Raw genomic sequence first — 25,969 nt, forward strand, 5'->3', positions numbered from 1 at the left:
AGGATGTACGCGGTCTCGGCGGTTCGGCCGATGCGCACGCACAGGGTCTGCACCAGGCTGGGCGGCATGGACATCTTCTCCAGCGAGCTCACGGGTGCCACGCTGTTCGGCGCACTGGCCGTGCTCGCGCTCATCGACTCCACGAGCTTCGGCACGCTGCTCATCCCCGTGTGGCTGCTCATGTCGCCCGGACGGGTGCGCGTGGGGCGGATGGTCATCTACCTCGGGTCGATCGCCGGGTTCTATGCGCTGGTCGGGCTCGTCATCCTGCTCGGCGCGGGCGCTATGAGCGACACGCTCGCCACCGTGTCCAGCACCCGCCCGTTCCTGATCGCGCAGCTGCTGATCGGCGTGGGGCTGTTCGCGTGGAGCTTCAAGCTGGAGCCGGTGGGGGGCCGCAGGTCCGCGGAACCGGTGGCAAGCGCCACCGCGGCGGGCACGGGGCCTGTGGCTGGCGCAGGGTCTGTGGCCGGCACAGCAGCGCCGGCGACAGAGACCGGGGCGGGGGCCGACCAACCTGCCGCGCCTACGGGAAAGCTGAGCCGGTGGCGCGAGCGCGTGCTGGGCAGCGAGTCGGGCAGCGGGCTCGCGCTGGCCACTCTGGCGGTCGGGGCCGGGCTGGTCGAGGTCGCGACGATGCTCCCCTACCTCGCGGCACTCGGCCTGATCGGGACGCAGGGTCCCGGCTGGCCGACGTCGGGCCTCTGGATCCTGGGGTACTGCCTGGTCATGATCGCGCCCGCCCTGGTGCTGACCGCGGCGCGCGTGCTCGCCGCACGGCTCGTGGCGGGTCCGCTCGGGCGGCTCGACAGCTGGCTCACCCGGAACGCGGCGAGCACCACCGCCTGGGTGGTCGGGATCGTGGGGTTCCTCGTGGCCCGAGACGCGATCAGCCGCCTCTGGGGCTGACCCAGCCCGGTGCCCGTTCCGCTGGTCGAGCTTGTCGAGACCGGCTCGACAAGCTCGACCAGCGAGCGCGGTGATCAGGCCAGACGGCGCATCCAGCTGTGCCGGTCCTCGGCCCGGCCGTACTGGATGTCGGTGAGCTCCTGGCGGATCGCCATCGTGAGCTCGCCGGGCTCCCCGCCGTTGATCTCGTGGTCGAACGTCGCCCCGGCGAGACGCCCCACCGGCGTCACGACGGCGGCCGTGCCGCACGCGAAGAACTCCTTGACCGTGCCGGACTCGAGCCCGGACACGACCTCCGCGAGCGGGATCCGCCGCTCGACGACCTGGTACCCGCGGTCGGCGGCGAGCTGCAGCACCGAGGCGCGCGTGATCCCCTCCAGGATCGAGCCGAGCTCCGGCGTGTGCAGGGTCCCGTCGTCCATCACGAGGAAGACGTTCATGCCGCCGAGCTCCTCGAGGTACGTGCTGGTCGCGGCGTCGAGGAAGCACACCTGGTCGAAGCCCTGCTCCTGCGCCTCGCGCTGCGGCAGCAGGCTCGCCGCGTAGTTGCCGCCGAACTTCGCGTCGCCGGTTCCCCCGGGCGGCCCGGCCCGGTGGTACTCCTCGGACACGTAGATCGAGACCGGCCGCACGCCGCCCGAGAAGTACGGGCCGACGGGCGAGGCGATCACCAGGTACTCGACCTCGAGTGCCGGGCGCACGCCCAGGAACGCCTCGGACGCGTACATGAAGGGCCGCAGGTAGAGGGACGAGTCCTCGCCGTCGGGCACCCAGGCGATGTCGGTACGGACCAGGGCGGCCAGCGACCCGATGAAGTCGTCCACGCTGAGCGCGGGCAGGGCGAGGCGGTGCGCGGACCGGGCGAAGCGCGCGGCGTTCCGGTCCGGACGGAACGTCCAGACGGAACCGTCGGAGTGCTTGTACGCCTTGAGGCCCTCGAAGATCTCCTGCGCGTAGTGCAGCACCGCGGTCGCCGGGTCGAGCTGGAGCGGACCGTACTTCTCGATCCGCCGGTCCTTCCAGCCGTCGGTGCTGGTCCAGGAGATCCGCGCCATGTGGTCGGTGAACGCGGTCCCGAACTTCGGTGCGCGGAGCGCCTCGGCGCGCTCGGCGTCCGGGGTGGGCGTGTCAGTGTGCCGCACGTCGAAGAGCGCGACCAGGTCTTCGAGCCGGGTCGGGAGGATGGGGTCCGTCGTCGTTGTCATGTCGATGCCTTTCACCGGATGCTTTGGTCAGTCTTCCACGCCCGGCAAGGCATAAGGAGCATTCCGAGCCGGGCGCCTGCCCGGACGGCTTTCGACGTACGAAAGCGGCGCCCGGGTTCGGTCTGCGTGACCCGGGCGCCGCCCTCTTACCCCACGAAGTGTCCTCGCGCTGCGGTACTTCGCGAGGGCCCCGAGGGATCGTTCAGCTGCTACTCGGTCACGCGGGCCGCGATGTCGCGGCCTACCTGGTCGGTGGTGCGTACAGCGTCGCCGCGGGCCGCGAGGTCCGCCGCCACGGCGCCCTGGACCCGCGCGGACTCGGCCGCGAAGCCCAGGTGGTCGAGAAGAAGGGCCACCGAGAGGATGGTCGCGGTGGGGTCGGCCTTGCCCTGGCCCGCGATGTCGGGCGCCGAGCCGTGCACCGGCTCGAACATCGACGGCGCGGTGCGGTCCGGGTTGATGTTGGCCGACGCGGCCAGCCCGATGCCGCCCGTGATCGCGGCGGCCTGGTCGGTGAGGATGTCACCGAAGAGGTTGTCCGTGACGATCACGTCGAACCGGCTCGGGTTGGTCGTGAGGTAGATGGTCGCGGCGTCCACGTGCGCGTAGTCGGTGGTGACGTCGGGGAACTCCGCGTTCACCTTCTCGACGGTGCGACGCCACAGGTGGCCGGCGTGGACCAGCACGTTGTGCTTGTGCACCAGCGTGAGGTGCTTGCGCTCGCGGGCGCTGGCGCGGGCGAACGCGTCACGGACCACGCGCTCGACGCCGAAAGCGGTGTTGACCGAGACCTCGGTGGCGATCTCGTGCGGCGTGCCCACACGCAGCGCACCGCCGTTGCCGACGTACGGGCCCTCGGTGCCCTCACGGACCACGACGAAGTCGATCTCGCCCGGGTTGGCCAGCGGGCTGGAGACACCCTCGTACAGCTTGGTCGGGCGCAGGTTCACGTAGTGGTCCAGCGCGAAGCGCAGCTTGAGCAGCAGGCCGCGCTCCAGCACGCCGCTCGGGACCGACGGGTCACCGATGGCGCCCAGCAGGATCGCGTCGTGACCCTTGATCTTCTCGAGGTCCTCGTCGGTGAGGGTCTCGCCGGTCGCGTGCCAGCGGCGCGCGCCGAGGTCGAACTCGGTGGTGGAGAGCTTGGTGCCCGACGGCGCCAGCGCCGCCTCCAGGACCGAGAGGCCCTGCTCCACGACCTCGGTCCCGATGCCGTCACCTGCGACCACTGCGAGGTCGATGCCGCCTGTCGTACCCACCTGTGCCATGTCCGGAGCCTACGCGGGTGACAAACGGGATGAGACGCGGGTCTCACGGAATGGACGACGACATCGGACACAGCTCGGCGCCGCCACCGGCCGGTCCGTACAGGTCAGGCGAACGACCAGGCCGTCGCCCCGCCGGGATCCCGCACGTACAGCGCGTTGGCCTTGGTGGGGGTCACCCGGTACACGTGCCACGGGGCCGGTCCCGCCGACGGCGCGCTGTACGGAGCGGTCAGCGCGCTGCCGGACTCGTCCGGCTCCGCCGGCCAGCCACCGTCGACCGCCACCTTTGCGATGTGCGCCACCGTTGCGGGGTCGGTCACCAGCTCGGCGATGCCCTCCACGACCACGTCGTAGTCGTCGGTCGCGACCGCGATGGTGCACCGCGGTTCGCGCTCCATGTTCCGCCCCTTGCGGGCGCTTCGGCCGGACACCACGTAGAACCCGCCGGCGTCCCAGAACGCCCCCACACCGGTGGTGTGCGGGCTCCCGTCGGGGTTGATCGTGGTGAGCCAGTGCGAGTGCCGGTCGGGCCCCTGGCCGCCTGGAGCCTGGTCGCCGACGTCGGCGAGGGATGCGGCGACGGTCTCCCACTCCAGCGGCTGGAGGCCGTAGAGATCAGCCAGATTCTTGGACTTCACGGGTGTGCTCATGCCTGACCGACGACGCCGGGGGCCGGAAGTCATCGGCGCCGTGCTCGCTCGCCCGGCTATTGCTCCCGTGACGAGAGCACACAGAACTCGTTGCCGTCCGGGTCCGCCAGAACGGTCCACGTCGCGTCCGCCGGCTGCCCGACGTCGATCACCGTCGCGCCGAGCTCGACCAGCCGGGCGATCTCGGCGTCCCGGTCGTCGCTCGTGTGCGGCGCGAAGTCCCAGTGCAGACGGTTCTTGCCGGACTTCTCGTGCTCGACGGGCACGAACACCATGCCCGGCGGAACCTGATGGAAGTCCAGCTTCTCCGAGAGCTCGAGCGCCCAGGGCGGCACCAGCACCGACTCCTCGTCCGTCTCGAAGATGGCCTCCCAGCCGAGGGCCTCCGCCCACCAGCGAGCCAGCTTCTTGTGGTCGGTGGACTCCACCACGGTCGAGTACCAGCGCAGCGCCATTGCCATCGCCCTTCTTGTGACCAGTGACCCGCGATCCGGGCCCGATAGCCACACGCTAGGACGAGACACTGACACTCGCGATGACTTCGGCGCGCCACGCCCGATGCCGACCGCGGCGTGACGCCGTAACGGCCGCTTCGCCTGGCTGATCCTGACCCCGGCATGAGCCGCCCGGGCCTCAGCGGCCCGGGCTGGACCGGACGAGTCAGGGCTTGGGGTAGAGCAGCTCGAACCGCTCGCACACGACCGGCATGTCCTGCGTGAACTCGCGGCCCTCGCCGAGGGTCCGGCGCCAGAACTCCTCGTGGTCCGCGCGCCACGACTCGAGCGTGCGGTCCCCTTCGCCCTCCGCCGCGGCGAAGTCCTCGTCGACCTCCTCGAACGTGGTGGTCTCGACGCTCGTGGTGCGGATCAGCGCGCGCGGGTGCCGTTCGCCGTCCAGCAGGATCGACAGCTCGCCGGCCACCGGCAGCGGCGCGCCCTCGTCGTCGTAGTCCCACAGGGCCGACGACGTCGCGGTCTTGTCCCCCGCCAGGACCGCGCCGAGCAGCTTCTCCGCGAGCTCGGGCTCGTCACCGAACGACCAGGCCTGCGGCGGCACGGTCTCGCTCACGGTCTGCCCGACGACGATGCTCGCCTTGGCCATGCCCGCGTACTGGCGGGTGGCGATCCAGAAGTTCTCGACCTCGGCGGCGAGCTCGGCGTCCTCGACGGGCACCGCCTCGGGGTCGAACGTCGCGGGGTCGAACGGCTCGGAGGCAGACGTCTCGGCGTCGGATGTCTCGGGGTCGCGCTCGGTCTTCTCGGGCGTCGCGTCATCGGTCACGGGGACATCCTGCCAGCACGAACCGCCCCGTTCGTAACCCCATTCGCAAACAAGGTGGTCACCCCTTGAACGACTCAAAGGGTGACCACCTCGAATGGACGCTGCTGATCAGCGCGCCGCTACGTCCTACCGAGCGGCAGAGCCCTCGACGTAGTCGGAGTCCGACGGCTTGATCCACGCGAACATCTTGCGCAGCTCGCGGCCCGTGGCCTCGATCGGGTGCTGCTCGCCCTTGGCGCGCAGCTCCTTGAACTCGGGGGCGCCGGCGTCCTGGTCGGCGATGAACCGCGCCGCGAAGGCGCCGTTCTGGATGTCGGCCAGCACGGCCTTCATGTTCTCCTTCACGTGCGGGTCGATGACCCGCGGCCCGGAGACGTAGTCGCCGTACTCGGCGGTGTCCGAGACGGACCAGCGCTGCTTGGCGATGCCGCCCTCGATCATGAGGTCGACGATCAGCTTGAGCTCGTGCAGCACCTCGAAGTACGCGACCTCCGGCTGGTAGCCGGCCTCGGTCAGCGTCTCGAACCCGTACTGGACCAGCTGCGAGGCGCCGCCGCACAGCACTGCCTGCTCACCGAACAGGTCGGTCTCGGTCTCCTCGGTGAACGTCGTCTTGATACCGGCGGCGCGCAGGCCACCGATGCCCTTGGCGTACGAGAGGGCGAGGTCCCAGGCCGTGCCGGACGCGTCCTGCTCCACCGCGACGATCACGGGCACGCCGCGGCCGTCGGCGAACTCGCGGCGCACGATGTGGCCCGGGCCCTTGGGGGCGACCATCAGCACGTCGTGCCCGGCCTCGGGCTTGATGTACCCGTAGCGGATGTTGAAGCCGTGCCCGAAGACGAGCGCCGCGCCCTCCTTGAGGTTCGGCGCGATGTCCTCGGCGTACAGGTGCCGCTGCACCTGGTCGGGCGCGAGGATGACGACGACGTCGGCATCCCGGACGGCGTCCGGCACGGTGGCGATGGCGAGGCCCTCGTTCGCGGCCTTGTCGCGGGACGCGGAGCCCTCGCGGAGGCCGACGGTCACCTCCACGCCGGAGTCACGCAGGTTCAGGGCGTGCGCGTGGCCCTGGCTGCCGTAGCCGATCACAGCAACCTTCTTCTGCTGGATGACCGACAGGTCGGCGTCGTCGTCGTAGAACAGCTCAGCCACGGTTCTTGCTCCTCGGTTGATATCTCGGGTGGGAAAGAAAGTCTTATGCGGACCGGGCCGTGCGGTCGAACGCGCGGTCGGTGATGGATCGGGCGCCCCGGCCGATGGCCAGTGTCCCGGACTGGACGATCTCACGGACGCCGTACGGTTCCAGCGCTGTGAGGAGGGCGTCGAGCTTCGCGGCGGGCCCGGTGGCTTCGATGACCACGGAGTCCGGCACGACGTCGACGATCCGCGCCCGGAACATCTCGACGACCTCCAGCACCCCGCTACGGGTGGCGGCGTCGGCCCGCACCTTGACGAGCAGGAGCTCGCGGTGCACTGACGACTCGGGTTCGAGCTCGACGATCTTGATCACGTGGATCAGCTTGTTGAGCTGCTTGGTGACCTGTTCCAGGGGGTGCTCCTCGACGTCGACCACCACGGTGATGCGCGAGATCTCCTCGTGCTCCGTGGGGCCCACCGCCAGGGAGTGGATGTTGAACGCGCGACGGGCGAACAGGCCGGCGACGCGCGTGAGCACGCCCGGCTTGTTCTCCACGAGCACGGACAGGGTGTGCCTCGACATGGGGGTCAGTCCTCTCGCTCCCACGCCGGCGAGATGCCGCGTGCGTACTGGATGTCATCGTTGCTCACGCCGGCGGCGACCATGGGCCACACCATCGCGTCCCGCGAGACGGTGAAGTCCACGACCACGGGACGGTCGTCGACCTCGTTGGCCCGCTTGATCGCGGCGTCGACCTCGGAGGCCCGCTCAACGCGGATGCCCTCGCAGCCGTACGCGTCGGCGAGCTTCACGAAGTCGGGCACCCGCATGGTGCCGTGGCCCGTGTGCAGGTCGGTGTTGGAGTAGCGCGACTCGTAGAAGAGCGTCTGCCACTGCCGCACCATGCCCAGCGAGCTGTTGTTGATCACCGCCACCTTGATGGGGATGTCGTTGATGGTGCAGGTGGCGAGCTCCTGGTTGGTCATCTGGAAGCAGCCGTCGCCGTCCACCGCCCACACGGTCCGGTCCGGCATGCCCACCTTCGCGCCCATCGCGGCGGGGACCGAGTAGCCCATGGTCCCCAGGCCGCCGGAGTTGATCCAGCTGTTCGGCCGCTCGTAGCTGATGAACTGCGCCGCCCACATCTGGTGCTGCCCCACGCCCGCGACGTAGATCCCGTCCGGCCCGGTCAGCTCCCCGAGGCGCTGGATCACGTGCTGCGGCGAGAGGTGCCCGTCCTCCGGCTCGGTGTAGCCGCGCGGGTAGGTGCGGCGCCACTCGTCGAGCTGGCGCCACCAGCCCTCGATGTCGGGCTTGCCGTGCGCCTCGTGCTCGCCGGCCAGCTCCGGCAGGAGGTCGCCGATGACCTCGCGGAGGTCGCCCACGATCGGGACGTCCGCCTCGCGGTTCTTGCCGATCTCGGCCGGGTCGATGTCCGCGTGGATGATCGTCGCCAGCGGGGCGAAGCTCGACAGCTTGCCCGTCACACGGTCGTCGAAGCGCGCACCGAGCGCGAAGACCAGGTCCGCCTTCTGCAGCGCCGCCACCGCGGGCACCGTGCCGTGCATGCCGGGCATGCCGAGGTGCTGCGGGTGGCTGTCCGGCACCGCGCCGCGGGCCATGAGCGTGGTCACGACGGGAGCCCCGGACAGGTCCACGAGCTTGCGCAGCAGGTCCGCCGCCCCCGACCGGATGATGCCGCCGCCCACGTAGAGCACCGGTCGCTTGGCCGTGGCCAGCAGCTTCGCGGCCTCGCGGATCTGCTTCGAGTGCGGCTTGGTCACCGGGTGGTAGCCCGGCAGCTGCATCTCCTGCGGCCAGGAGAACGTGGTGCGCGACTGCATCGCCGACTTCGCGATGTCCACGAGCACCGGCCCGGGCCGCCCGGTCGAGGCGATGTGGAACGCCTCGGCGATGGTGCGCGGGATGTCGGCCGGATCGGTGACCAGGAAGTTGTGCTTGGTGATCGGCAGGGTGATGCCGACGATGTCAGCTTCCTGGAACGCGTCGGTCCCGATCGCCGCGGCAGCCACCTGACCGGTGATCGCCACGAGCGGGATCGAGTCCATGTGGGCGTCCGCGATGGGCGTCACCAGGTTCGTGGCGCCCGGGCCCGACGTCGCCATGGTCACCCCGACCTTGCCCGTCGCGTGGGCATAGCCCGACGCCGCGTGACCGCCGCCCTGCTCGTGCCGGACCAGGATGTGGCGGAGCTTGGCGGAGTCCATCAGCGGGTCGTAAGTAGGCAGGATCGCGCCGCCCGGGATGCCGAAGACGACCTCCACCCCGACCTCCTCGAGCGAGCGGACGATCGACTGCGCGCCCGTCACCTCTTCCGGCCCGACGCGAGGCGCGGCAGCCTCGGGCTCGGTCTTCCCGCCTACCCCGCGGGACCGAAGCTCGGTGCGCACCTGGTCACGCGCCTCGGCGCGCGCGGCGATCTGTGCGGGTGTCGGTGTGCCGGTCATACGGATCTCCTGCCGTCGCGCCCCGTGCTGGGACGAAAGCGAGCGTTCGTGACAACAAAAAAACCCCGGGTCCTTGGTGAGCAAGGACTGCCAGGGTGAGCGCGCGGACGATGCCTGTGCTGGGCTTAGGCCGCGCGCTCAGGAAGTACTACAAGAGTGATCGTCTGCACGAGACGCACGTTACGCCGAATCGGCGGCGATGTCATCCAGCGGCCCGAAGGTCCCACGATCCGAGACGCGACGGCGGTCAAGCCGCAGGATTCCGGGCCTCGCGGGCGAAGCCGTCGCCGTCCTCAGCGTACGTCCCGGCGCCGGAACACGACCGCGCCGAGCAGGGCCAGCACCACCGTGATGCCCAGCAGCACGAGCGCGCTGTGCACGAGCGGGACCGCCAGGAGCCCGTCGCCGGACAGGACCGTCCGTGTGCCCCGCACCCACGCGTCCGAGTTCGTGAACGGGAACCAGTCCCCGGGGAAGCGCGTGTTCAGCACCAGCTCCTCGACCAGGAACCACGCCACCGCGAGCGAGACAGCCACCCACCAGCGCCGCACCAGCACACCGAGCGCCGCGCCGCCGACCGCCGCGAACACCGCGAGGGCAAGCACCCGCACGCCGCTCCACGTCATCGCCTCTACGAGCTCCGACGGCGGACCGCCGAGCACGTGCGCTCGCGCATGCACCCAGTACATGCCGGACGCGAGCAGCGCGTACGCCGCCGCGACCCCCGGGATCACCGCCACTCCGGCGGCCGCCAGCTTGCTCCAGTACACGCGGCCACGACGCGGTTCGACGGTCAGCAGTGCCCGCGTCCCGCCCGACGCCGCGTCCCCCGTCACCAGCAGCACGCCCGCCACGTAGGCGAGGAACACCGACGTCAACGCGTAGAACGAGATCTGCCCCTGCTCCAGCATCGCGGCCAGCGTCGACGCCTCCGGCGCGAACGCGGTCAGCGCGACGGCCAGCGCCACGTGGCCCAGCATCGCCGCAGCGATCCACCGGATCGCCGGTCGCACGCCGAACCGGCGCAGCTCGGCCCACAGCAGACCCGTCATCGTCGCCCCTTGGATCGTTTGTTGCCCTGACCCTGAGGCGGACCCGGCCGCCCCGTCGTCTGCTGCCCTTGGTCCCGCTGCGTGGCCTGATGTCCACCCGGCACCGAAGCGTTCGTCTTCTTGGCTGCCTTGTCTTCGATCGCTGCCCGCCCGGGGTCGGCCTTCGCGTCGGCCTTCTCCGCCTCCTTCGGCCCGGGCTTGCGTGACGCCGCGCCGTCGGCCGGCTTCGAGACGGCGGCCGCAGCGGCCCGTTCCCCGGTCGGCGCGACGGCGCTCCCCGCCGAGCCTCCGGCCGAGCGCCCCGCCAAGCTCACGGCCGGCTTCCGGGCTGACCGCCGGGCCTCCTTCGCGGCGGCCCGTTCCGCGATTGCCGCCTCCTTGGCAGCGGCCCGCTCCGCGATCGCCGCCTCCTTGGCAGCGGCTCTCGCCTCGCTCGCCGCTTGCTTCGCCGCTGCCTCCTCGGCCGCGCCGGCATCGGCCGCGGCTTGCTTGGCGGCCGCATCCTTTTCGGCCTTGCGCTGGTCAGCGGCCTTCTTCCGTTCTGCGGCCTTGTGGTCGGCCGCCTTGCGGGCGGCCCGCTCCTCGGCGCGCGTGGGCTGCGTCGGGGTCGGCGGCACGACGGGCCGCAGCCGCCCGACGACGGCGGCCAGGTCCTCGCGCTGCGGCACCAGCTCGCTCGCGAAAAGCTTCTGCTTGGCGAGCGCCCGCGAGATGTCGGCCGGCTCGACGACGCCGTCGACGTGCAGCGCGTCGCCGTCGGCCCGGACCGTGAAACCCGCGGCGCGCAGGGCCGTGGCCGCCTTCCCCGGCTCGTCGACGCGCACCCGGACGCTGACCTTGGCGTCACCCAGGAGTTCGGCCACGGTGCCCTGCGCGAGGATGCGACCCTCGTCGAGCACCGTGACCGTGTCCGCGATCTGCTGCGCCTCGGTGAGGACGCCTGTCGCGACGAGCACTGTCTTGCCCTGATCCGCGAGGCGGCGCAGGGCCTGCCGGATCTCCCGGGTGCCGACGGCGTCGAGCCCCGCGCTCGGGTCGTCGACGACGAGAAGGTCGGGATCGCGCAGCAGCGCGGCGGCGAGCGCGAGGCGACGTTCCTCGTCGACGGAGTAGGTGCCATAGGCGGCCCTGGCCCGGTCGGTCAGGACGACGCGAGTGAGCACCTCGTCGACGCGGGTGCGCGGCACGCCGGCCGCGCTCGCGAGGAGGGCCAGGTTGCGGCGGCCGCTCAGCCGGGCCTGGAACCCGGGGGCACCGACGACGGCGCCGATGCGGCCGGCGAGGTCGGGCAGGCCGTCCGGCACGTGGGTGCCGAAGATCTTCATGGCGCCCCCGTCCGCACGGGCGAGGCCGGTCAGCAGGCGCAGCGTGGTGGTCTTGCCCGAGCCCGCCAGTCCGAGGAGCGCGTGCACCCCGCCGACGGGCACGCGCAGGTCCAGCCCGTCGACGCCGACGGCGCGCCCGCGTACCGACCGGTACGCCTTGCGCAGCCCGAGCGTCTCGATCGCGGCGTCGCTCCCTGGAATCACCCGCACAGGGTAGGGCATTCCTGGCAGGCGCTATCCCCGGCCCCTCGCGACCCTCAGGCCGGTCCGGTGCCCTGGGCGTCCGCCACCTCCGAGGACTACCAGCTCATCGCACCGTGCAGCGACGTGGGCGCCGGGTCGACGCCGAGGCGCTCGCGCAGCACCGTGAGGTCGTAGGTGCGCTCCATCGCGAGGTGGCTGATCGTGTATCGCGACAGACGCGGCTCGCGCCCCGTCCACCGGGCCACGCGCTCCCCCGCCCAGGCCAGGACGTTCGCCAGCCGGATCGGGATGCCGACCACCTGCACCGGCCGGAACCGGGCGAACATCAGCAGCTCGAGCGTCTGGTCCAGGTCGACGGGCCGGGCGTCGGCCACGTTCGCCACGAGCGGCCGCCCGGCCGTGATCTCGGGCTGGAGGTCCGCGTCGAGCGACGCCCGCACCGCACGGGTCAGCGTCTCGACGTGCGTGAGGTGCTGCCGCACCTTCCCGCCGCCCGGGATAGGGAGCCAGGCGCCGATCGCCGCGGACTCGAGGCGCGGCAGCAGGGTCGTGTCGCCCGGCCCGTAGACGGCGTGCGGCCGCAGGACGACGACGGGCCCGCGGTCCTCGCGCGCGGCGTCGGACGCCAGGTAGCGTTCGGCGGCCGCCTTCGTGGAGCCGTATGCGTTGACGTAGCCCCGCGCGGGCGCCTCCGCCTCCGTCGCGGCGACACTCGGCTTGCGCGGGTCGTACACGCTGCCCGAGGAGACGTGCACGAACCGCGCGTCCGGGAACGTCTCGCGCACCGCGCGCGTGCCCTCCACGTTGACCACCCACGCGCGGGCGTGGCTGCCGCCGTCGCCCACGGACGCGCCGCAGTGCACGACGGCGTCGACGTGCTCGGGCCGGTCCTCCTTGGCCAGCGGGCCGTCTCGCAGGTCCCAGAACTGGTGGGCGACCCGATGGAGGATCTCGCCGGGCAGACGAGGGACGCGGCGAGAGAACGCGACGACCTCGTGCCCGTGCGCCGCGAGGTCGCGCACCACGGCACCGCCGACAAAACCTGACGAACCGGTCACAGCCACCTTCATGCGCGCACTGTACCGGTCAAGGGTGAAACCAGGTTGACCAGGGCACGACGGTCAGGCTTCCGGGAGCGGCCCGCGACCGGCACGTGCGACGCCTCGACCACCAGGTCGGGCAGAGCGCCGTGGTCCAGGACCCGCCCGACCTGGCCCGCGACGGCCCGGGCCAGCTCGGTACCGGCCCGGACCTCCGGCGCGCCCGCGCCCCCGGGCCCGCCCTCGGCGGTCACCACGAGGACCACCCGCTCGTCGCCGTCGGCCACCGGGACGCCGACCAGGACGGCGTCGGCCACCCCCGGCAGATCTCGCAGCCGCGGCTCGAACAGACCCGGGTAGATGTTCACCGTGCCGCGGATGATCATGTCCCGGTTGCGGCCCACCAGCACGACCCGCCCGTCGGCGTCCTGGTACGCGAGGTCGCCCGTGCGGTGCTCGGTGGCGCGGTCCTTGCCGGCGTCGAGGTCGGACAGGTACCCGGCCATCAGCGAGGGCCCGGTCAGAACGAGCTCGCCCACCTCTGGATCACCGTCCGACGGCGCCGCCGGGGCCTCGTCCAGGTCGACGACCGCCGTGTCGATCCGCACCCCGATGCCGTCGAGCGGGCGGCCGACGAGGTCGCCGGACGCCGCGGCGGCGATCTTCTCGTCGGCGTCCGTCACCGCAGCGGGCAGGATCTCGGTGGCGCCGTAGACCGCGAGCCAGCGGGTGCCCGGCAGGATGCGGCGGCCGCGTTCGAGCAGCGCGACCGTGACCGGCGCGGCGCCGACTGCGAGCACGGCCGGCCCCGTCGCGGGGCCCGCACCGCCCTCGGCGGCACGGGCTTCGAGAACGTCGAGCAGCGCCGTGACGTCGGCGGGGACCAGGAACGACGAGTCCGCCCCCGCGACGCCGCGCGCGAACGCCTCCGGCGCCTCCTTCGGCGCCTTCGCCGGGATCTCCCAGGTACCGCCCGCGAGGATCGCCGGGAGCCCGAGGAACATCTGGTCGGTGTGCGCTCGCTGACCGGGCTTCAGGTCGCCCACCTGGGCGAACAGCCCCAGCATGCCGCCGAGCGTGCGCGCGGTGTGCACCACGGCCTTCGGGTCCGACGTCGTCCCGGACGTGAAGACGACGAGCGCCTCCCGGTCCTCCCCCACCGACGCCGGGCTCGGAACCGGACCTGACGCCGCGGGCCGCACGTGCGCGACGCGGCGGGCGCCCCGCGGTACTCCCGGGAGCCATCGGCCCGTGTACAGGTGCCGGACGGGCAGCCGCCCGTAGTCCGGGAGCAGGAGCCCGCGCGACCGGGCGATCCCACGCAGCGGACCGGACGACGCCGCGTACAGCAGGGCCTCCGTCGCGGCCCAGCGGGGCTTGGCGGCCGCGATCCGGGCGGCGAACAGCTCCGGCGTCGAGCCGGGATCCACGAAGACGACGGCGCCACCCGCGCGCAGGACCGCGAGGCACAGGATCACGCCCTCGGGCCGGGGCCGGATGCTGAACAGCACCCGGTCGCCCGGCTCCATGCCCTGCGCGCGCAGGCCGGCCGCCGTCCGCTCGACCCGCTCGGCCAGGTCTCCGAACGTGACCTCCTCCCGCACCCGCGCGCCGCCGCGGCCGCCGAACCAGCGGAGCGCGACGACCTCGGGCGCGTCCCGCGGCACGGCCAGCAGATCGTCCAGGAAGATCGTCACTCCGCCGCCCCCGGCGTCGCGACACTGCTCTCGTCCCGCAGGCTCAGTGCCAGCGAGCGGTACGACGGGACCAGCACACCGCGCGCCGCACGGCGCCGCCCCACGACCGGAACCCCGCCGCCCGACGCCGCCGCCGCGAGCGCGTCCAGCACCGCGTCCACCTGGGCCATCGCCAGCGGCATGCCGAGGCAGAAGTGCGGGCCCGCGCCGAACCAGAGGTGTCGCACCGCGGGATCGACGGGCCGGTCGGGATCGAAGCCGCCGGCCGCCCGGCAGCAGTTCACGGTGGCGATCACCACGCGGTCACCGGCAGCTACCGGCACGCCGCCCACCGAGGTGCCGGCTCGCACCGAGCGCAGCATCGCCGGCGTCGGCACCGTGACGCGCAGCCCCTCCTCGACGGCGCGCCGCCGCAGCTGCGGATCGTCCGCCAGCAGGCGGGACGTCCAGCCGGTGTCGTGCGCGATCGCCACGAGCCGGGGCACGAACGACTGGATGGTCTCCGTCCCGGTGAGCACGAACGCGCCGACGGCGCCCATCGCCTCGCGTTCCGACAGCCCCAGGTCGCGCATCCGCCCGGGCACCGTCGCCGGGTCGCCCGCGCGGTAGGCGGCGCGTGCGGGCGCGGTCAGCCGCTCCAGCACGGCCCGCGCCTGCGCCACCTGGGACCGGGTGAGCCCGTGGCGGTGCAGCCGCACCATCCCCGTGATCGTCTGGGCGGCGGCCATGGCCGAGCGCACCGCGTCGTCCGTCGGCGGCAGGCCGACCATCCCGCAGATCACGGCCCCGGCCTGCGCCGTCACGGCCGCCGCGAGGTCGACGGTCTCCCCGGCGGCCAGCCGCCGCGTGAGGTCCGGCAGCACGCCGACTCCGTCCGCCGAGACCAGCTGGCGCACGGCCCGGGGCGAGAACAGCGGCCCCAGCGTGCGCCGCAGCGCGGCGTGCTCGGCGCCCTCCATGTTGAGCAGCACGGACGGCCCGAGCACAGGCGTCCACAGGTCCGACGGCGCCCCCGGGCCCACCTTTGAGAAGTGGTCCAGGTCGAGCAGCACCTCGCGCGCGATCGCGGCGTCGCTCACCACTACCCCGATGCGCGGCACGCGCACCACCGGCCGGTTCCGGGCGGACCGGAGCGCCGGGTAGGCGAGCGGGTGTGCGGCGCGCTGGACCTGTTCCTCCCACAGCACCTCGGGCGAGGCGGCGCCCAGGTCGGCCGCACCGCCGCGTTTCCGCGCCGGTGCCAAGGTCGGCCCGACAGCCCCTACGGGCCCGGCCGAGCGCGTCGGCACGGCCGACCTCATCGGATGTCCACCAGCTCGGGCCGGTACCGGTGATCGGCGTACCAGCCGAGGGTGCGCACCAGCCCCCAGGCGTGCACGCGCCGCGTCGAGGCGCGCACCCACACCTCGCGATGCGCCGCGTACCGCGTGGTCAGCCGCCGCACGGCGTTGACCAGCGCACGGTCCTCGTGCACGTCCTCGATCCGGGTGCGCGGGAATCCGCCGGCCCGCTCGTACAGGGACGCGGTGATCGCCATGTTGCAGCCGGGCGTCATCACGTACGGCCCGAGATAGCCCTCGTCCTGGTTGCCCGGGCGGACCTTGCCGAACGTGCTCGACGCCCACAGCGCGAACGACAGCACTCCCTGCTGGAACCGTGACACGGGCAGGTCGTCAGTGCGTGGCACGAGCCGCCCCGCTACGAGCTCGTCGCCCGACGCTAACGCCTCCCGCACCGCGCGGGTCCACCCCGGCGGGGGCAGGCAGTCGGCGTCGGTCCTGGCGAGCAGCTCGGCCCCGAGCCCGATGGCGGCCCGCATCCCGGTGTCGGCGGCGGCGCCGGTCCCCTTCTGTGCCTCCGCGACGACGTGCCAGCGCAACCGGCCCCACTCCGCGATCGCCTTGCGCACCACATCGGGCGTGCCGTCGGTGGACCCGTTGTCCACGACCACCAGGTCGAAGTCGTCGTCCTCCTGTGCGTGCAGCGCCTCGAGCGTGCGCAGGATCCCGTGCTCGTGCGCCTCGTTCAGCGCGGGCACGACGACGGCGAGGCGCGGGCGCTCCGCCGGGCGCTCTGCCGCCTCCGGGATCACCATCGAACCACCATCGCACCCATGCTGATCCCGCCCGCGAGGCCGAGCAGCAGCACCACGTCGCCCCGCTTCAGGCGCCCAGACTCCAGCGCCGTCACCAGCTGCAGCGGCAGCGTCGCCGAGGCGATGTTGCCGTGGTCCGCCACAGTGACGATCGTGCGGTCCGCCGGCACGCCGAGTGCCCGGTGCACGTCAGCGAGGTACGCGACCGCCACCTGGTGCACCGCGACCAGTGCGACGTCGTCCATGGTCACGCCCGCCTGCCGCAGGGCCTGGTCGACCGGGCCGGACCCCAGCGCGAGGAACGCCTCGCGCAGCCGCGACCCGTCGATCTCGAAGTAGCTCCGCTCGGGGTCACGCGGGTTGACGGTGCCGCCGCCCGGCAGCATCCCGACGTCCCAGTGCTGCGACTCGGCGGTGAACGCCGAGGCGAGGATCCCCGACGGCATACCGCCCCGTGCGACCAGGCCCGCGAGCTCGGCGGCCAGGTCGTCCTCGAAACCGTCGACGGCTCCGAGCGCGGACCCCGCATCGGTCGCCTCCACGAGCACGGCGGCTCCGGCGTCGGACATCGTGTAGCCGGCCGCGGACATCGCGTACGTGCGGCGGTCGGGCACGTCCCACCGGACGCCGCGCGTCGGCATCTCGCCGGACGCGACGAGCACGCGGCGGTACCGGCCCGTGCCGATGAGCGCCTCGGCCACCTCGATGCCGTTGAGCACCGAGTTGCAGGCGTTCTTGACGTCCATCACGGGCGCGCGGACGCCGAGCTTGGCGGCAGTGATGTGGCTGGTCGCGGGCTCGATCATGTCCTGGGTGGCGGACGCGAAGATCAGGAGGTCGACGTCCGCGGGCCCCAGGCCCGCGCGGTCCAGCACCGTGCGGGAGGCGGCGACGGCGAGGTCGGAGGCCTGCTGGTCGTCGTCGGCCAGGTGGACGCGACGCACGCCCGTCAGGCGCGACACCATCGGTATGCGCGGCGCGACGCCCGGGTTCCTGCGGTGCAGGTCGCGCTCCGCCTCGGCCACGTCTCGCGTCCTTCTCGGCAGGTGAACCGCCACTTCAGCGATGCGAGCGACAGGGCGCGGGGACGGCTGGGGCAACGACGATGGCTCGGTGGGTCGGGCGGGTGCCGGGTTCAGCACGGCGGCTGGTTCGGGAAGCACCAGGCACACAGTAGGGCACGCCTGTGACACACCGATGACGACACATAGAGTGGCGGCCGTGATCCAGACATTCCCGACCACCCCGCACGAGCTGGGCCTCCTCTACCGCGCTCGGCCTGCGATGGCCGGCCTGCTCCTGGCAGGCACGGCAGCCCGGAGCTGGCCCGCCATGGGCTCACCGGTCCGCAAGGTCCCCGGCATCGGATGGGTCACGGCAGATCCGGTGATGGCCCGCGCGGTCCTGCAGGACCACCGTTCGTTCACGATCCTGGGCGAGGGCGGCGTGGGCGACCTCTGGGCCCAGATCCTCGGCGACTGGGTGCTCGACCTGTTCGACGGCGCCGGCCACCACGACCTGCGGTCCCGCACGCGCGAGCTCTTCACCGAGGCCGTCTCCCGCGACCTCGTGCACGCCGCGTGGGGCGAGCGGGTGGCCGCCGCGGGTGAGGTGCTGCGCGCGGGCGGCACGCTCGACGTCGCGCATCTCGCCCGGGTCCTGGTGGGACGCATGGTCATCGGCCTGCTGGGCATCCCTCGGCCCGCCCAGCACCACGGGACCTGGCCCGACGACGAGGGTGCGCTGCAGGTCTTCGAGACCGGTGAGCGGCTGGCCACCGTCGCGCTCAACACCGCGGGGTCGACGACGCTGACGCCGGACCAGGTGGCAACCGCACAGGGCATCGTCGCCGAGCTGACCGCCGGGATCCCCGACGGCTGGCGGGACGCACCGCCGGACACGCTGCTCGGCCGCTGCCGGGAGCTCGGGCTCGGGCTGACCGAGACCTCCGGCCTGGCCTCCCTGCTCATGGTCGCGGGCACCGAGACCGCCGCGAGCGCCATGGGCCGCACCACCGCACTGCTGATCGACACGGGCGAGCAGCATCGGATGCTCGCGGCGATGCGGGCGGGCACCGGGGCGGTCGCGAGCACCGGCCGCCTGCTGAATCCGGGTGAGGGCGACCCGGTCGAGAACGTGGTGCGGGAAGGGCTGCGGGTGACGAGCCCCGCCTCCGTGATCGGCCGCGGCGTCGCCGCCGACGTCGAGGTTGGCGGCGCGCGCCTGCGCGCCGGCGACCGGATCATGCTGCTGGTCTGGTCGGCGAACGTCGCTGCGGGCCCGTTCCGCGCAGACCGCCCGTACGTGCGGGAGTCCCGCCAGCTCTGGTTCGGCGCCGGCCGGCACCTTTGTCTGGGCGCGGCACTGGCCAGAGCCGAGATCGGCACCCTGCTGCGGATGCTGTGGTCGGAGGACCGGCCGCTGCGCGTCATCCGACGTCGGGCGGCCAGGGGTGTGCTGATCCCGGCGTGGTCGGAGCTGCACGTCTCCCGAACCTGACAAGCCCTTGGTTGTGGGCGCGATCGTTGCGCCTAAAACGGACACGTAGTCGCAACGATCGCGCCCACAACCAAACAGCTGGGGTCACCGCCGGGTCGCGCGGTAGATCTCGCGCACCACGTCCTCGATGTCGGGCTCGGTGATCGACAGGTCCAGCACCTCGACGCGCTCGGAGACCGCGGCGAGCACGCGCGCCGCCGTCGTGCGCTGCGGGTCGAAGGCGAGGCGCTGCCGCAGCCCACCCGATTCGCTGCGCACGTGCTCGGCGCCGTCGAGATCAACCAGGTCGGGGCTTGCAGCGGCGAGGTCGACCACGAGCTCGCGCCGCGCACCGACGGTACGGGCCAGCCCGTCGAAGGTGCCGTCGAACGCGAGGCTTCCGTGGTCCACGACGAGGATCCGGTCGCAGAGCCGCTCGACGTCGCCCATGTCGTGCGTGGTGAGCAGCAGCGTCGTGCCGTGCTCACGCCGCTGCGCCACGAGGAACTCGCGCAGACGCTGCTTCGACAGCACGTCCAGGCCGATCGTCGGCTCGTCGAGGATGAGCAGCTCCGGCCGGTGCAGCAGCGCGGCCGCGACCTCGGCGCGCATGCGCTGCCCGAGGGAGAGCTGCCGGACCGGCGTGGCCAGGAACTCCCCCATCTCGAGCATCTCGACGAGCTCGGCGGTCCGGACGCGCTCGTCGGCCGCGGGGAGGGAGTGGATCGAGGAGAGGATCGAGAACGACTCCTGCACCGGCAGGTCCCACCACAGCTGCGAACGCTGCCCGAAGACCACGCCGACCCGGCGTGCGAGCGCGCGACGCTGCTTCAGCGGGTGCAGCCCCACCGTGGTGACCGCGCCGCTCGTGGGCACCAGGATGCCGACCAGCATCTTGATGGTGGTCGACTTCCCGGCGCCGTTCGCGCCGATGTAGCCCACGGACTCGCCGGCTTCGACCGTCAGGCTCAGGCCGTCCACGGCGACGTGCCGGGGCCGCCGAAACCGGTCCTTCCGGTTCGGCCGGCCTGTGAACACCCGGGTCAGGTCCTCGGTCTCGATGACGTTCATCCGCCCGCTCCTCTGTAGTGACGAAGGCCCCAGCGCCAGCACAGCCAGGCGAACACCACCGCCCAGAGGGCCGCGACCGGCGCGCACCAGCCCACCCATGTCGGCAGCCCGGCCGGGCCGGGCGCACCGAGCAGGGTGGAGACGGGCAGGTAGGCCGCGAAGGCCACGGGGAAGATGGCGCCGAAGACGACCAGCAGGGCGCGCGGCCAGACGTTCGCCGGCTGGGTCGCCGCGTACCGGCCGCCGTACACGAACGCGTTGGTCATCTCGCTGCCGTTGATCAGGAAGAACTGCAGGCCGGCGGCCGTGACGAACTGTGCGCTGAAGATGACGAACCCGCAGACCAGCGCCAGGACCAGCAGCCCGACGGTGCCGGCGCTCCAGTCGATGTCGTTGAGCACCAGGCCGGCCGTCAGCGCCGTCGCGCCCACGAGGCTACGTGCCAGACGGCGCAGGCTGAGGTCGCTCGTGATGAGCTGCGCCAGCACGGGCTGCGGCCGCAGGAAGAAGACGTCGAGGGTGCCCGCGCGCACGTACACCGGGAGGTTGTCGCAGTGCCCGGCCACAAGGTCGGCCAGGGAGAAGGCGAGGTCGGCGAGGCCGAACACGAGCAGGATCTGGGCGAGCGTGAACCCGCCGATCTGGTCCGTCGCCGAGTAGAGCACCCAGACCTCGGAGAACTCGATGAGACCCACCAGCACCGCGCCCACCAGGTCCATGCGGAAGCTGGCACGGTAGCTCGCCTGCGAGCGCCCGCGGCTCGCGAGGACTGCCCGGTAGGCCCGCAGCCCGTCAGGCAGTGTCTGCCAGGGTCTGAGCCTGCGCTGCACCTTCGGCTCAGCCACCCTGGACCTCCAGCCTGCGGCGTCCGGCCCGGGTGGTCAGGTGCCCGACGGCGAGCACCACGGCCAGCCAGACCAGCTGCACCCCGATGCGCTGCCCTGCCGCTGCCCCGGTGACCTGCCCGGAGAGCACGTCGATGGGGAACTGCATCATCGAAGGGAAGGGCGTGAGCAGCGCGACGGTCAGCAGCCAGTCCGGGAACAGGTAGATCGGCGTGAACAGGCCGGTGAAGAACCCGGAGAGCGCCATGTAGAGCACGCTGACGCCGCGGGTCTCCACCAGCCAGAACCCCGAGGTGGCCACCGCGTAGATCGTGGCGTGCGAGACGGTGATGCCGATCAGGAGGCTGGCCAGGCCCAGCGCGTACGCGGCGGCGTCCGGCGGCAGCGCCATGCCGGAGACGAGCACGCCGATGACCACGCTCGGCAGCCCGCGCGGCAGCAGGGCGAACAGGCCCTTGCCGACGTCGGTCAGGATGTGCGCGGCCTGCACGCTGACCGGCCGCAGAAAGTCGACGGCGACGTCGCCCGACTTGATCCGGGTCTGCAGGTCGCTGCGGCCCGACAGGTTCACCGACCCGAGCATCCCCTGCCCCAGCCAGACGAACGCCGCCATGGTGGCCGCCGAGTACCCCGCCAGCTCACCGCCGGAGCTGGCGACTGCCGCGCCCATGATTCCGCCCTTGAGCAGGCCAAACGTCGCGTTCGCGACGAGGCCGGCGACGGTAGCCAGCGGATAGGCCGACTGCCCACGGATACCCGCGACGAGGAACCGCCAGTACGGGTTCCGGGTCAGCGACGGGAGCGGGCGCACAAGCGCGAGACCCTACCGCCTTCGGGTCCGAAGTTCACCCTCTTTTACGGACTCCCGCAGAGCACTGCGCGCCCGCACTCTGTCCCGTGCCCGTGCCGTCTCAGCCCGCCGGCACTTCCGGTCAGTACTCGCCCTGCCACGTGCAGACGCACGCCTCGTTCCCCTCGGCGTCGGCCAGCACCCACCACGAAGGGGCGAACTCGTCGGTGACGAGCCGCCCGCCGGCGGCGACCGCCGCCGCGACCCGTTCCTCGGCCTGATCGTGCGGCACCCAGACGTCCACATGGATGCGGTTGCGCTGCTCCCGCCGCCCGTCGGCCTGCTGGAACCAGACCCCGGGCAGCCGCCCGTCGCCGTCGGCCAGCGGTGCGGCGGCATCGTTGCCGCCACGCTCCGGCTGGGCGTCGTAGCCCAGCACCGCCTGCCAGAACGGCTGGACGGCGGTACCCGCAACGGCGTCGATCACGAGCGCCACGTCCCGCACCCCCGCCGGGTCCGCCGCTATGCCAAGCTCGCGGGCCGCCGCCGAGATCTCCCGCGCGAGCGCGAGGTCTCGCTGGGACAGCCCGCCGATGTCGTGCGACCAGGTCCGCACCGTGACGGTCCCGTAGCGCAGATCGACGTCCGGGTGGTGGTTCGCGGCCTCGGCGAGCGCGCCGATGCTGGTGACAAACCTCAGGCCCGTGGCGAACGAGCCGGTCGTGAACCGCGCGACCGCGGACATCCGCAGCACCCGCCAGTCACTCGTGCCCTCGCCCGCGGTGAACTCGGTAGCGGTGATCGCGTCACTCATGGGTCACCTCCTCCTTCTCAGCGTCGTGCACTTCGGCCTGTTCGGCCTGTTCGGCACCCTGCGCCGCGAGCCAGATCTCCTCCCGGCCCGGGACCACGGCGACGTCGACCTCGTTGCCCTCCGGGTCGGCGAGGGTCCACCACTCCGGCGCCTCGGCGTCGTACACGACGCGCCCGCCCGCCGCGACGGCCGCCGCGATCCGGGTCGGGGCCTGGTCGTCCGGGACGAACACGTCCACGTGGATCCGGTTCCTCTGGGCGGCCCGCTCCGCGTGCCTGGGGTCGAGCTCGGGCAGCATGTCCTGGAACCAGACACCCGGCCCGCGATCGACGGGGTCCACGAGCTGCACGTCGCTGTCGGGACGCACGACGTAGCCCAGCACGGCCTGCCAGAACGGCATGACGGCGCGCCGGTCGAGCGCGTCGATCCCAACCTTGACGGCCTGGACCCGCGCCGGGTCCGCCACGAGACCGAGGCGGGCCGCCGCCTCGCTGATCCCTCGTGCCAGCTCGGCGTCCCGGGCGCCGATCCCCCATCCGTCGTCACGCTCGGTACGCAGCCGCACAGTCACCCCCGCCGGCCGCACGTCGAGCGCGACGTGCGGGCGCTCCCCAGTGCCGTCGTCGCTGGCCAGCGGCACAACTGCCGCCAGGAACGCGGCGCTGGTGGCGAGGTCCGGCGTCCCGAAGAATGCCCTCAGCCCGTCGTAGACCGTGAAGCGCCAGTCCGCACGCCCCACCGTCGTGTGGATCGTCTGCTCCACCGACCCCCGCTGCCCCCGGCCCTCGAACGACGACAGACACGCCTCGTTGCCCTCGGCGTCGGCCGTAACCATGCAGGACTCACCGGCGTCGTCGTTCACGACGCGCCCGCCCGCCGCGACTGCGGCCTGGACGCGTCGTGCGGCGTGCTCGTACGGCAGGCCGATGTCCAGGTGGATCCGGTTGCGCAGCGGCCGGGGCGTGTCCATGTGCTGGAACCAGAATCCGGGCCAGCGGCGCATCGGGTCCACCAGCTCGTCGTCACCCACGGGATCGAACCCGAGCGCGGCCGCCCAGTAAGGACGCACCGCCGCCGCGTCGGAGGCGTCGATCGTCAGGTTGATCTCCTGGACCACGGCCGGGTCGGGCTGCAGCCCCATCTCGCGTGCGAGCCCCGAGACGGCGCGCGCCACCCCCAGGTCGGCGGTGGTCACACCGACGCCGGGCGTCAGCGTCCGCAACGTCACCGCGGAGCCCCGCACATCGACATCCGGCGGCTGCCTCACCACGACGTCCAGCCCCGCGAGCCGACTCACGAAGTCGGCCCCCTGCGGGTACCCGGTCGTGCGGAAGCACGCGCTCGCCCCGTCGGCGAGCACACGCCAGTCGCGTGCGCCGTCGGCCGCCTGGAACTGGCGCGCGGTGAGCTTCGAGGCCATGTTCTTCCCCTGCGTAGTGTGTTCTGAGCCACACCACCATTGCACGAGACCCTGACACACGAAACGCCGCCCACAGCGGAGTGCCCTGGGCTCGGCGCCGGATGCGGCGCCGAGCCCAGTTGCATCAACCCCGCCGGAGCCGCGCCACGTCCCGCACGGCGCCCTTGTCGGCCGACGTCGCGAGCGCCGCGTACGCCTGCAGTGCCGGCGACACGTACCGGTCGCGGGCCACGGGCTGCCACGGCCGCTCCGAGGACTCCATCTTCGCGCGGCGCTCGGCCAGCACCTCGTCCGGCACGTTGATCCGGATCTTGCGGGTGTCGACGTCGATCTCGATCTCGTCGCCGTCCTCCACCAGGCCGATCGTGCCGCCCGCGGCCGCCTCCGGGGAGACGTGCCCCACGGAGATGCCGCTGGACCCGCCGGAGAACCGGCCGTCCGTGATCAGGGCGACCACCTTCCCGAGGCCGCGGCCCTTGATGTACGAGGTCGGGTAGAGCATCTCCTGCATGCCCGGCCCGCCGGCGGGACCCTCGTAGCGCACGACCACCACGTGGCCCGGCTCGACCTGCTTGGTCAGGATCTTCTCGACGGCCTCGTCCTGCGACTCGCAGACCAGCGCCTTGCCGACGAAGTGGAACACGTCTGGGTCGACGCCCGCCGTCTTGAAGACGGCGCCGTCCTCCGCCAGGTTGCCGCGCAGCACGGCGAGCCCGCCCTCGACGGTGTAGGCGTGCTCGATGTCGCGGATGCAGCCGCCGGCGCCGTCCGTGTCGAGCGACTCCCACTGGTTGTTCGTGGAGAACGCCTTGGTGGTGCGCACCCCGCCGGGCGCCGCGTGGAACAGGCCGAGCGCCCGCTCGGTGGCCTTGCCACCGCGGACGTCCCAGTCGTCGAGCCACGCGCGCAGGGTGGGCGTGTGCACCGACGTGACGTCGTGGTCCAGCAGGCCGCCCCGGTCGAGCTCGCCCAGCAGCGCGGGGATGCCGCCCGCCCGGTGGACGTCCTCCATGTGGTAGTCCGGGTGGTTGGGCGCGACCTTCGACAGGCACGGCACCCGGCGGCTGATCTCCTCGATGTCCGAGAGCGTGAAGTCGACCTCCGCCTCCTGGGCCGCCGCGAGGATGTGCAGCACCGTGTTGGTGGAACCGCCCATGGCGACGTCGAGAGTCATCGCGTTCGCGAACGCGGCCTTGGTGGCGATCCCGCGCGGCGCGGCGGTGTCGTCCCCGTCCTCGTAGTACCGGCGAGCCAGGTCGACGATGGTGCGGCCGGCCTCCAGGAACAGCTCCTTGCGGGCGGCGTGCGTCGCGAGCGTCGAGCCATTGCCCGGCAGCGAGAGCCCCAGCGCCTCGGTGAGGCAGTTCATCGAGTTCGCGGTGAACATCCCGGAGCACGAGCCGCACGTGGGGCACGCGTTCTCCTCGACCAGGCCGAGGGCCGCGTCGTCGACACCCTCGTCGGCCGAGTAGTTGATCGCGTTGATCAGGTTCAGCGGGGTCTTCGCGACGCCGTCGGCCACCACGGCCTTGCCGGCCTCCATGGGCCCGCCCGACACGAAGATCACCGGGATGTTCAGCCGCAGCGCGGCGTTGAGCATGCCGGGCGTGATCTTGTCGCAGTTGGAGATGCACACGATGGCGTCCGCCGTGTGTGCCTGCACCATGTACTCCACGGAGTCCGCGATCAGGTCGCGGCTCGGCAGCGAGTAGAGCATCCCTGCGTGGCCCATCGCGATGCCGTCGTCGACGGCGATCGTGTTGAACTCCTTGGCGACGCCGCCGGCCTCGCGTATCGCGGACGCCACGAGGTCGCCCATGTCCTTGAGGTGTACGTGCCCCGGCACGAACTGCGTGTACGAGTTCGCGATCGCGATGATCGGCTTCCCGAAGTCCTCAGAACCCATGCCCGTGGCGCGCCACAGCGCGCGAGCTCCGGCCATGTTGCGGCCATGGGTGGACGTCCGGGAGCGCAGGGGACGACTCATTGCGGTTCAGCTCCTTCATGCTGGATGGCCGCGCACGATGCTGGCAGGCGGCCTCCGCACGCTACCTCCGGTGTCCCGGTATGGACACCTGGCGTCCACAAGGTGACCCCTGCTGCGGTAACACGGATGCGTCAGCTGCGGCGCGCCAGTCCCTTGGCCGCCCGCGGCCGGGCTTCACCCCCTACCTGAACCCTGCCCCGTGCCGTACCGTCATAGCAGGAGCCGCAGT

Annotated in this window: 23 protein-coding genes; 2 read left to right on the forward strand and 21 right to left on the reverse strand. The window is 72.3% G+C overall.

What is annotated here, in order from left to right:
- Positions 1-30 precede the first annotated feature (30 nt).
- The gene (locus IE250_RS05675) at positions 31-909 is read left to right on the forward strand and encodes a GAP family protein (protein WP_229872152.1); all 879 of its coding nucleotides are present in this window, start codon (positions 31-33) and stop codon (positions 907-909) included.
- Between the two features lie 74 nt (positions 910-983).
- Here the strand turns inward: IE250_RS05675 and IE250_RS05680 are convergent, their stop codons facing one another.
- The 15 genes from IE250_RS05680 to IE250_RS05750 form a co-directional block, all read right to left on the reverse strand.
- Positions 984-2,114, reverse strand: a complete 1,131-nt coding sequence (locus IE250_RS05680; protein ID WP_189668211.1) for a branched-chain amino acid aminotransferase — start codon at positions 2,112-2,114, stop codon at positions 984-986.
- A gap of 209 nt (positions 2,115-2,323) precedes the next feature.
- Positions 2,324-3,382 (reverse strand): 3-isopropylmalate dehydrogenase, encoded by a 1,059-nt coding sequence (locus IE250_RS05685; protein WP_189668212.1) that lies wholly within the window; start codon positions 3,380-3,382, stop codon positions 2,324-2,326.
- A gap of 104 nt (positions 3,383-3,486) precedes the next feature.
- Entirely contained in the window at positions 3,487-4,020 is a 534-nt protein-coding gene (locus tag IE250_RS05690) for a pyridoxamine 5'-phosphate oxidase family protein (RefSeq protein WP_189668213.1), read from the reverse strand.
- A gap of 68 nt (positions 4,021-4,088) precedes the next feature.
- Entirely contained in the window at positions 4,089-4,487 is a 399-nt protein-coding gene (locus IE250_RS05695) for a VOC family protein (RefSeq protein ID WP_189668369.1), read from the reverse strand.
- 205 nt (positions 4,488-4,692) lie between these two features.
- The gene (locus IE250_RS05700) at positions 4,693-5,313 is read right to left on the reverse strand and encodes an ASCH domain-containing protein (RefSeq protein ID WP_229872153.1); all 621 of its coding nucleotides are present in this window, start codon (positions 5,311-5,313) and stop codon (positions 4,693-4,695) included.
- Positions 5,314-5,439: 126 nt separating this feature from the next.
- Positions 5,440-6,603: a ketol-acid reductoisomerase gene (ilvC, locus tag IE250_RS05705; protein WP_373301597.1), complete on the reverse strand. Its 1,164-nt coding sequence runs from the start codon at positions 6,601-6,603 to the stop codon at positions 5,440-5,442.
- Positions 6,512-7,036: an acetolactate synthase small subunit gene (ilvN, locus tag IE250_RS05710; RefSeq protein WP_189668214.1), complete on the reverse strand. Its 525-nt coding sequence runs from the start codon at positions 7,034-7,036 to the stop codon at positions 6,512-6,514. Before ilvN ends, ilvC begins: the two co-directional genes overlap by 92 nt.
- 5 nt (positions 7,037-7,041) lie before the next feature.
- Positions 7,042-8,922 (reverse strand): acetolactate synthase large subunit, encoded by a 1,881-nt coding sequence (locus IE250_RS05715; protein WP_189668215.1) that lies wholly within the window; start codon positions 8,920-8,922, stop codon positions 7,042-7,044.
- A gap of 293 nt (positions 8,923-9,215) precedes the next feature.
- On the reverse strand, positions 9,216-9,974 hold the full coding sequence (locus IE250_RS05720; RefSeq protein ID WP_189668216.1) for a hypothetical protein: 759 nt from the start codon (positions 9,972-9,974) through the stop codon (positions 9,216-9,218).
- Positions 9,971-11,503, reverse strand: a complete 1,533-nt coding sequence (locus IE250_RS24385) for an ATP-binding cassette domain-containing protein (RefSeq protein WP_229872155.1) — start codon at positions 11,501-11,503, stop codon at positions 9,971-9,973. The genes IE250_RS05720 and IE250_RS24385 overlap by 4 nt, the downstream gene beginning before the upstream one ends.
- A 95-nt stretch (positions 11,504-11,598) precedes the next feature.
- On the reverse strand, positions 11,599-12,573 hold the full coding sequence (locus IE250_RS05730; RefSeq protein WP_189668217.1) for an NAD-dependent epimerase/dehydratase family protein: 975 nt from the start codon (positions 12,571-12,573) through the stop codon (positions 11,599-11,601).
- Positions 12,570-14,240: a class I adenylate-forming enzyme family protein gene (locus tag IE250_RS05735; RefSeq protein WP_189668218.1), complete on the reverse strand. Its 1,671-nt coding sequence runs from the start codon at positions 14,238-14,240 to the stop codon at positions 12,570-12,572. Before IE250_RS05735 ends, IE250_RS05730 begins: the two co-directional genes overlap by 4 nt.
- Complete coding sequence (locus tag IE250_RS05740) at positions 14,237-15,529, reverse strand: cytochrome P450 (protein ID WP_229872156.1); 1,293 nt, start codon at positions 15,527-15,529, stop codon at positions 14,237-14,239. Before IE250_RS05740 ends, IE250_RS05735 begins: the two co-directional genes overlap by 4 nt.
- Before the next feature lie 8 nt (positions 15,530-15,537).
- Positions 15,538-16,335 carry a glycosyltransferase family 2 protein gene (locus IE250_RS05745; RefSeq protein WP_189668219.1) on the reverse strand — a complete coding sequence of 266 codons (798 nt, stop codon included), beginning with the start codon at positions 16,333-16,335 and terminating at the stop codon, positions 15,538-15,540.
- Positions 16,329-17,360 carry a 3-oxoacyl-ACP synthase III family protein gene (locus tag IE250_RS05750; RefSeq protein ID WP_229872157.1) on the reverse strand — a complete coding sequence of 344 codons (1,032 nt, stop codon included), beginning with the start codon at positions 17,358-17,360 and terminating at the stop codon, positions 16,329-16,331. The genes IE250_RS05745 and IE250_RS05750 overlap by 7 nt, the downstream gene beginning before the upstream one ends.
- A gap of 196 nt (positions 17,361-17,556) precedes the next feature.
- Between IE250_RS05750 and IE250_RS24925 the strand changes: the two genes are divergently transcribed.
- Positions 17,557-18,834, forward strand: coding sequence for a cytochrome P450 (locus IE250_RS24925; protein ID WP_308434108.1), 1,278 nt, complete (start codon positions 17,557-17,559; stop codon positions 18,832-18,834).
- 84 nt (positions 18,835-18,918) lie between these two features.
- On the opposite strand, the gene IE250_RS05760 is transcribed toward IE250_RS24925, so the two are convergent.
- The 6 genes from IE250_RS05760 to ilvD form a co-directional block, all read right to left on the reverse strand.
- Entirely contained in the window at positions 18,919-19,884 is a 966-nt protein-coding gene (locus IE250_RS05760) for an ABC transporter ATP-binding protein (protein WP_189668221.1), read from the reverse strand.
- Entirely contained in the window at positions 19,881-20,729 is an 849-nt protein-coding gene (locus IE250_RS05765; RefSeq protein WP_229872158.1) for an ABC transporter permease, read from the reverse strand. The genes IE250_RS05760 and IE250_RS05765 overlap by 4 nt, the downstream gene beginning before the upstream one ends.
- Positions 20,722-21,540, reverse strand: coding sequence for an ABC transporter permease (locus IE250_RS05770; protein WP_189668222.1), 819 nt, complete (start codon positions 21,538-21,540; stop codon positions 20,722-20,724). Before IE250_RS05770 ends, IE250_RS05765 begins: the two co-directional genes overlap by 8 nt.
- A 121-nt stretch (positions 21,541-21,661) precedes the next feature.
- Positions 21,662-22,333: a 4a-hydroxytetrahydrobiopterin dehydratase gene (locus tag IE250_RS05775; protein WP_189668223.1), complete on the reverse strand. Its 672-nt coding sequence runs from the start codon at positions 22,331-22,333 to the stop codon at positions 21,662-21,664.
- Positions 22,326-23,753, reverse strand: coding sequence for a VOC family protein (locus tag IE250_RS05780; RefSeq protein ID WP_189668224.1), 1,428 nt, complete (start codon positions 23,751-23,753; stop codon positions 22,326-22,328). The genes IE250_RS05775 and IE250_RS05780 overlap by 8 nt, the downstream gene beginning before the upstream one ends.
- Before the next feature lie 124 nt (positions 23,754-23,877).
- Positions 23,878-25,740, reverse strand: coding sequence for a dihydroxy-acid dehydratase (ilvD, locus tag IE250_RS05785; RefSeq protein ID WP_189668225.1), 1,863 nt, complete (start codon positions 25,738-25,740; stop codon positions 23,878-23,880).
- Positions 25,741-25,969 lie beyond the last annotated feature (229 nt).

Source organism: Promicromonospora soli (assembly GCF_014653785.1).
Classification (GTDB): domain Bacteria; phylum Actinomycetota; class Actinomycetes; order Actinomycetales; family Cellulomonadaceae; genus Promicromonospora; species Promicromonospora soli.

What these genes read in the sequence shown, in the direction of transcription:
- IE250_RS05675 (WP_229872152.1), top strand. Translation starts at nt 31, where the DNA reads ATGCGCACGCACAGGGTCTGCACCAGGCTGGGCGGCATGGACATCTTC.
- IE250_RS05680 (WP_189668211.1), bottom strand. Translation starts at nt 2,114, where the DNA reads ATGACAACGACGACGGACCCCATCCTCCCGACCCGGCTCGAAGACCTG.
- IE250_RS05685 (WP_189668212.1), bottom strand. Translation starts at nt 3,382, where the DNA reads ATGGCACAGGTGGGTACGACAGGCGGCATCGACCTCGCAGTGGTCGCA.
- IE250_RS05695 (WP_189668369.1), bottom strand. Translation starts at nt 4,487, where the DNA reads ATGGCGCTGCGCTGGTACTCGACCGTGGTGGAGTCCACCGACCACAAG.
- ilvN (WP_189668214.1), bottom strand. Translation starts at nt 7,036, where the DNA reads ATGTCGAGGCACACCCTGTCCGTGCTCGTGGAGAACAAGCCGGGCGTG.
- IE250_RS05715 (WP_189668215.1), bottom strand. Translation starts at nt 8,922, where the DNA reads ATGACCGGCACACCGACACCCGCACAGATCGCCGCGCGCGCCGAGGCG.
- IE250_RS05720 (WP_189668216.1), bottom strand. Translation starts at nt 9,974, where the DNA reads ATGACGGGTCTGCTGTGGGCCGAGCTGCGCCGGTTCGGCGTGCGACCG.
- IE250_RS05730 (WP_189668217.1), bottom strand. Translation starts at nt 12,573, where the DNA reads ATGAAGGTGGCTGTGACCGGTTCGTCAGGTTTTGTCGGCGGTGCCGTG.
- IE250_RS05745 (WP_189668219.1), bottom strand. Translation starts at nt 16,335, where the DNA reads ATGGTGATCCCGGAGGCGGCAGAGCGCCCGGCGGAGCGCCCGCGCCTC.
- IE250_RS05760 (WP_189668221.1), bottom strand. Translation starts at nt 19,884, where the DNA reads ATGAACGTCATCGAGACCGAGGACCTGACCCGGGTGTTCACAGGCCGG.
- IE250_RS05775 (WP_189668223.1), bottom strand. Translation starts at nt 22,333, where the DNA reads ATGAGTGACGCGATCACCGCTACCGAGTTCACCGCGGGCGAGGGCACG.
- IE250_RS05780 (WP_189668224.1), bottom strand. Translation starts at nt 23,753, where the DNA reads ATGGCCTCGAAGCTCACCGCGCGCCAGTTCCAGGCGGCCGACGGCGCA.
- ilvD (WP_189668225.1), bottom strand. Translation starts at nt 25,740, where the DNA reads ATGAGTCGTCCCCTGCGCTCCCGGACGTCCACCCATGGCCGCAACATG.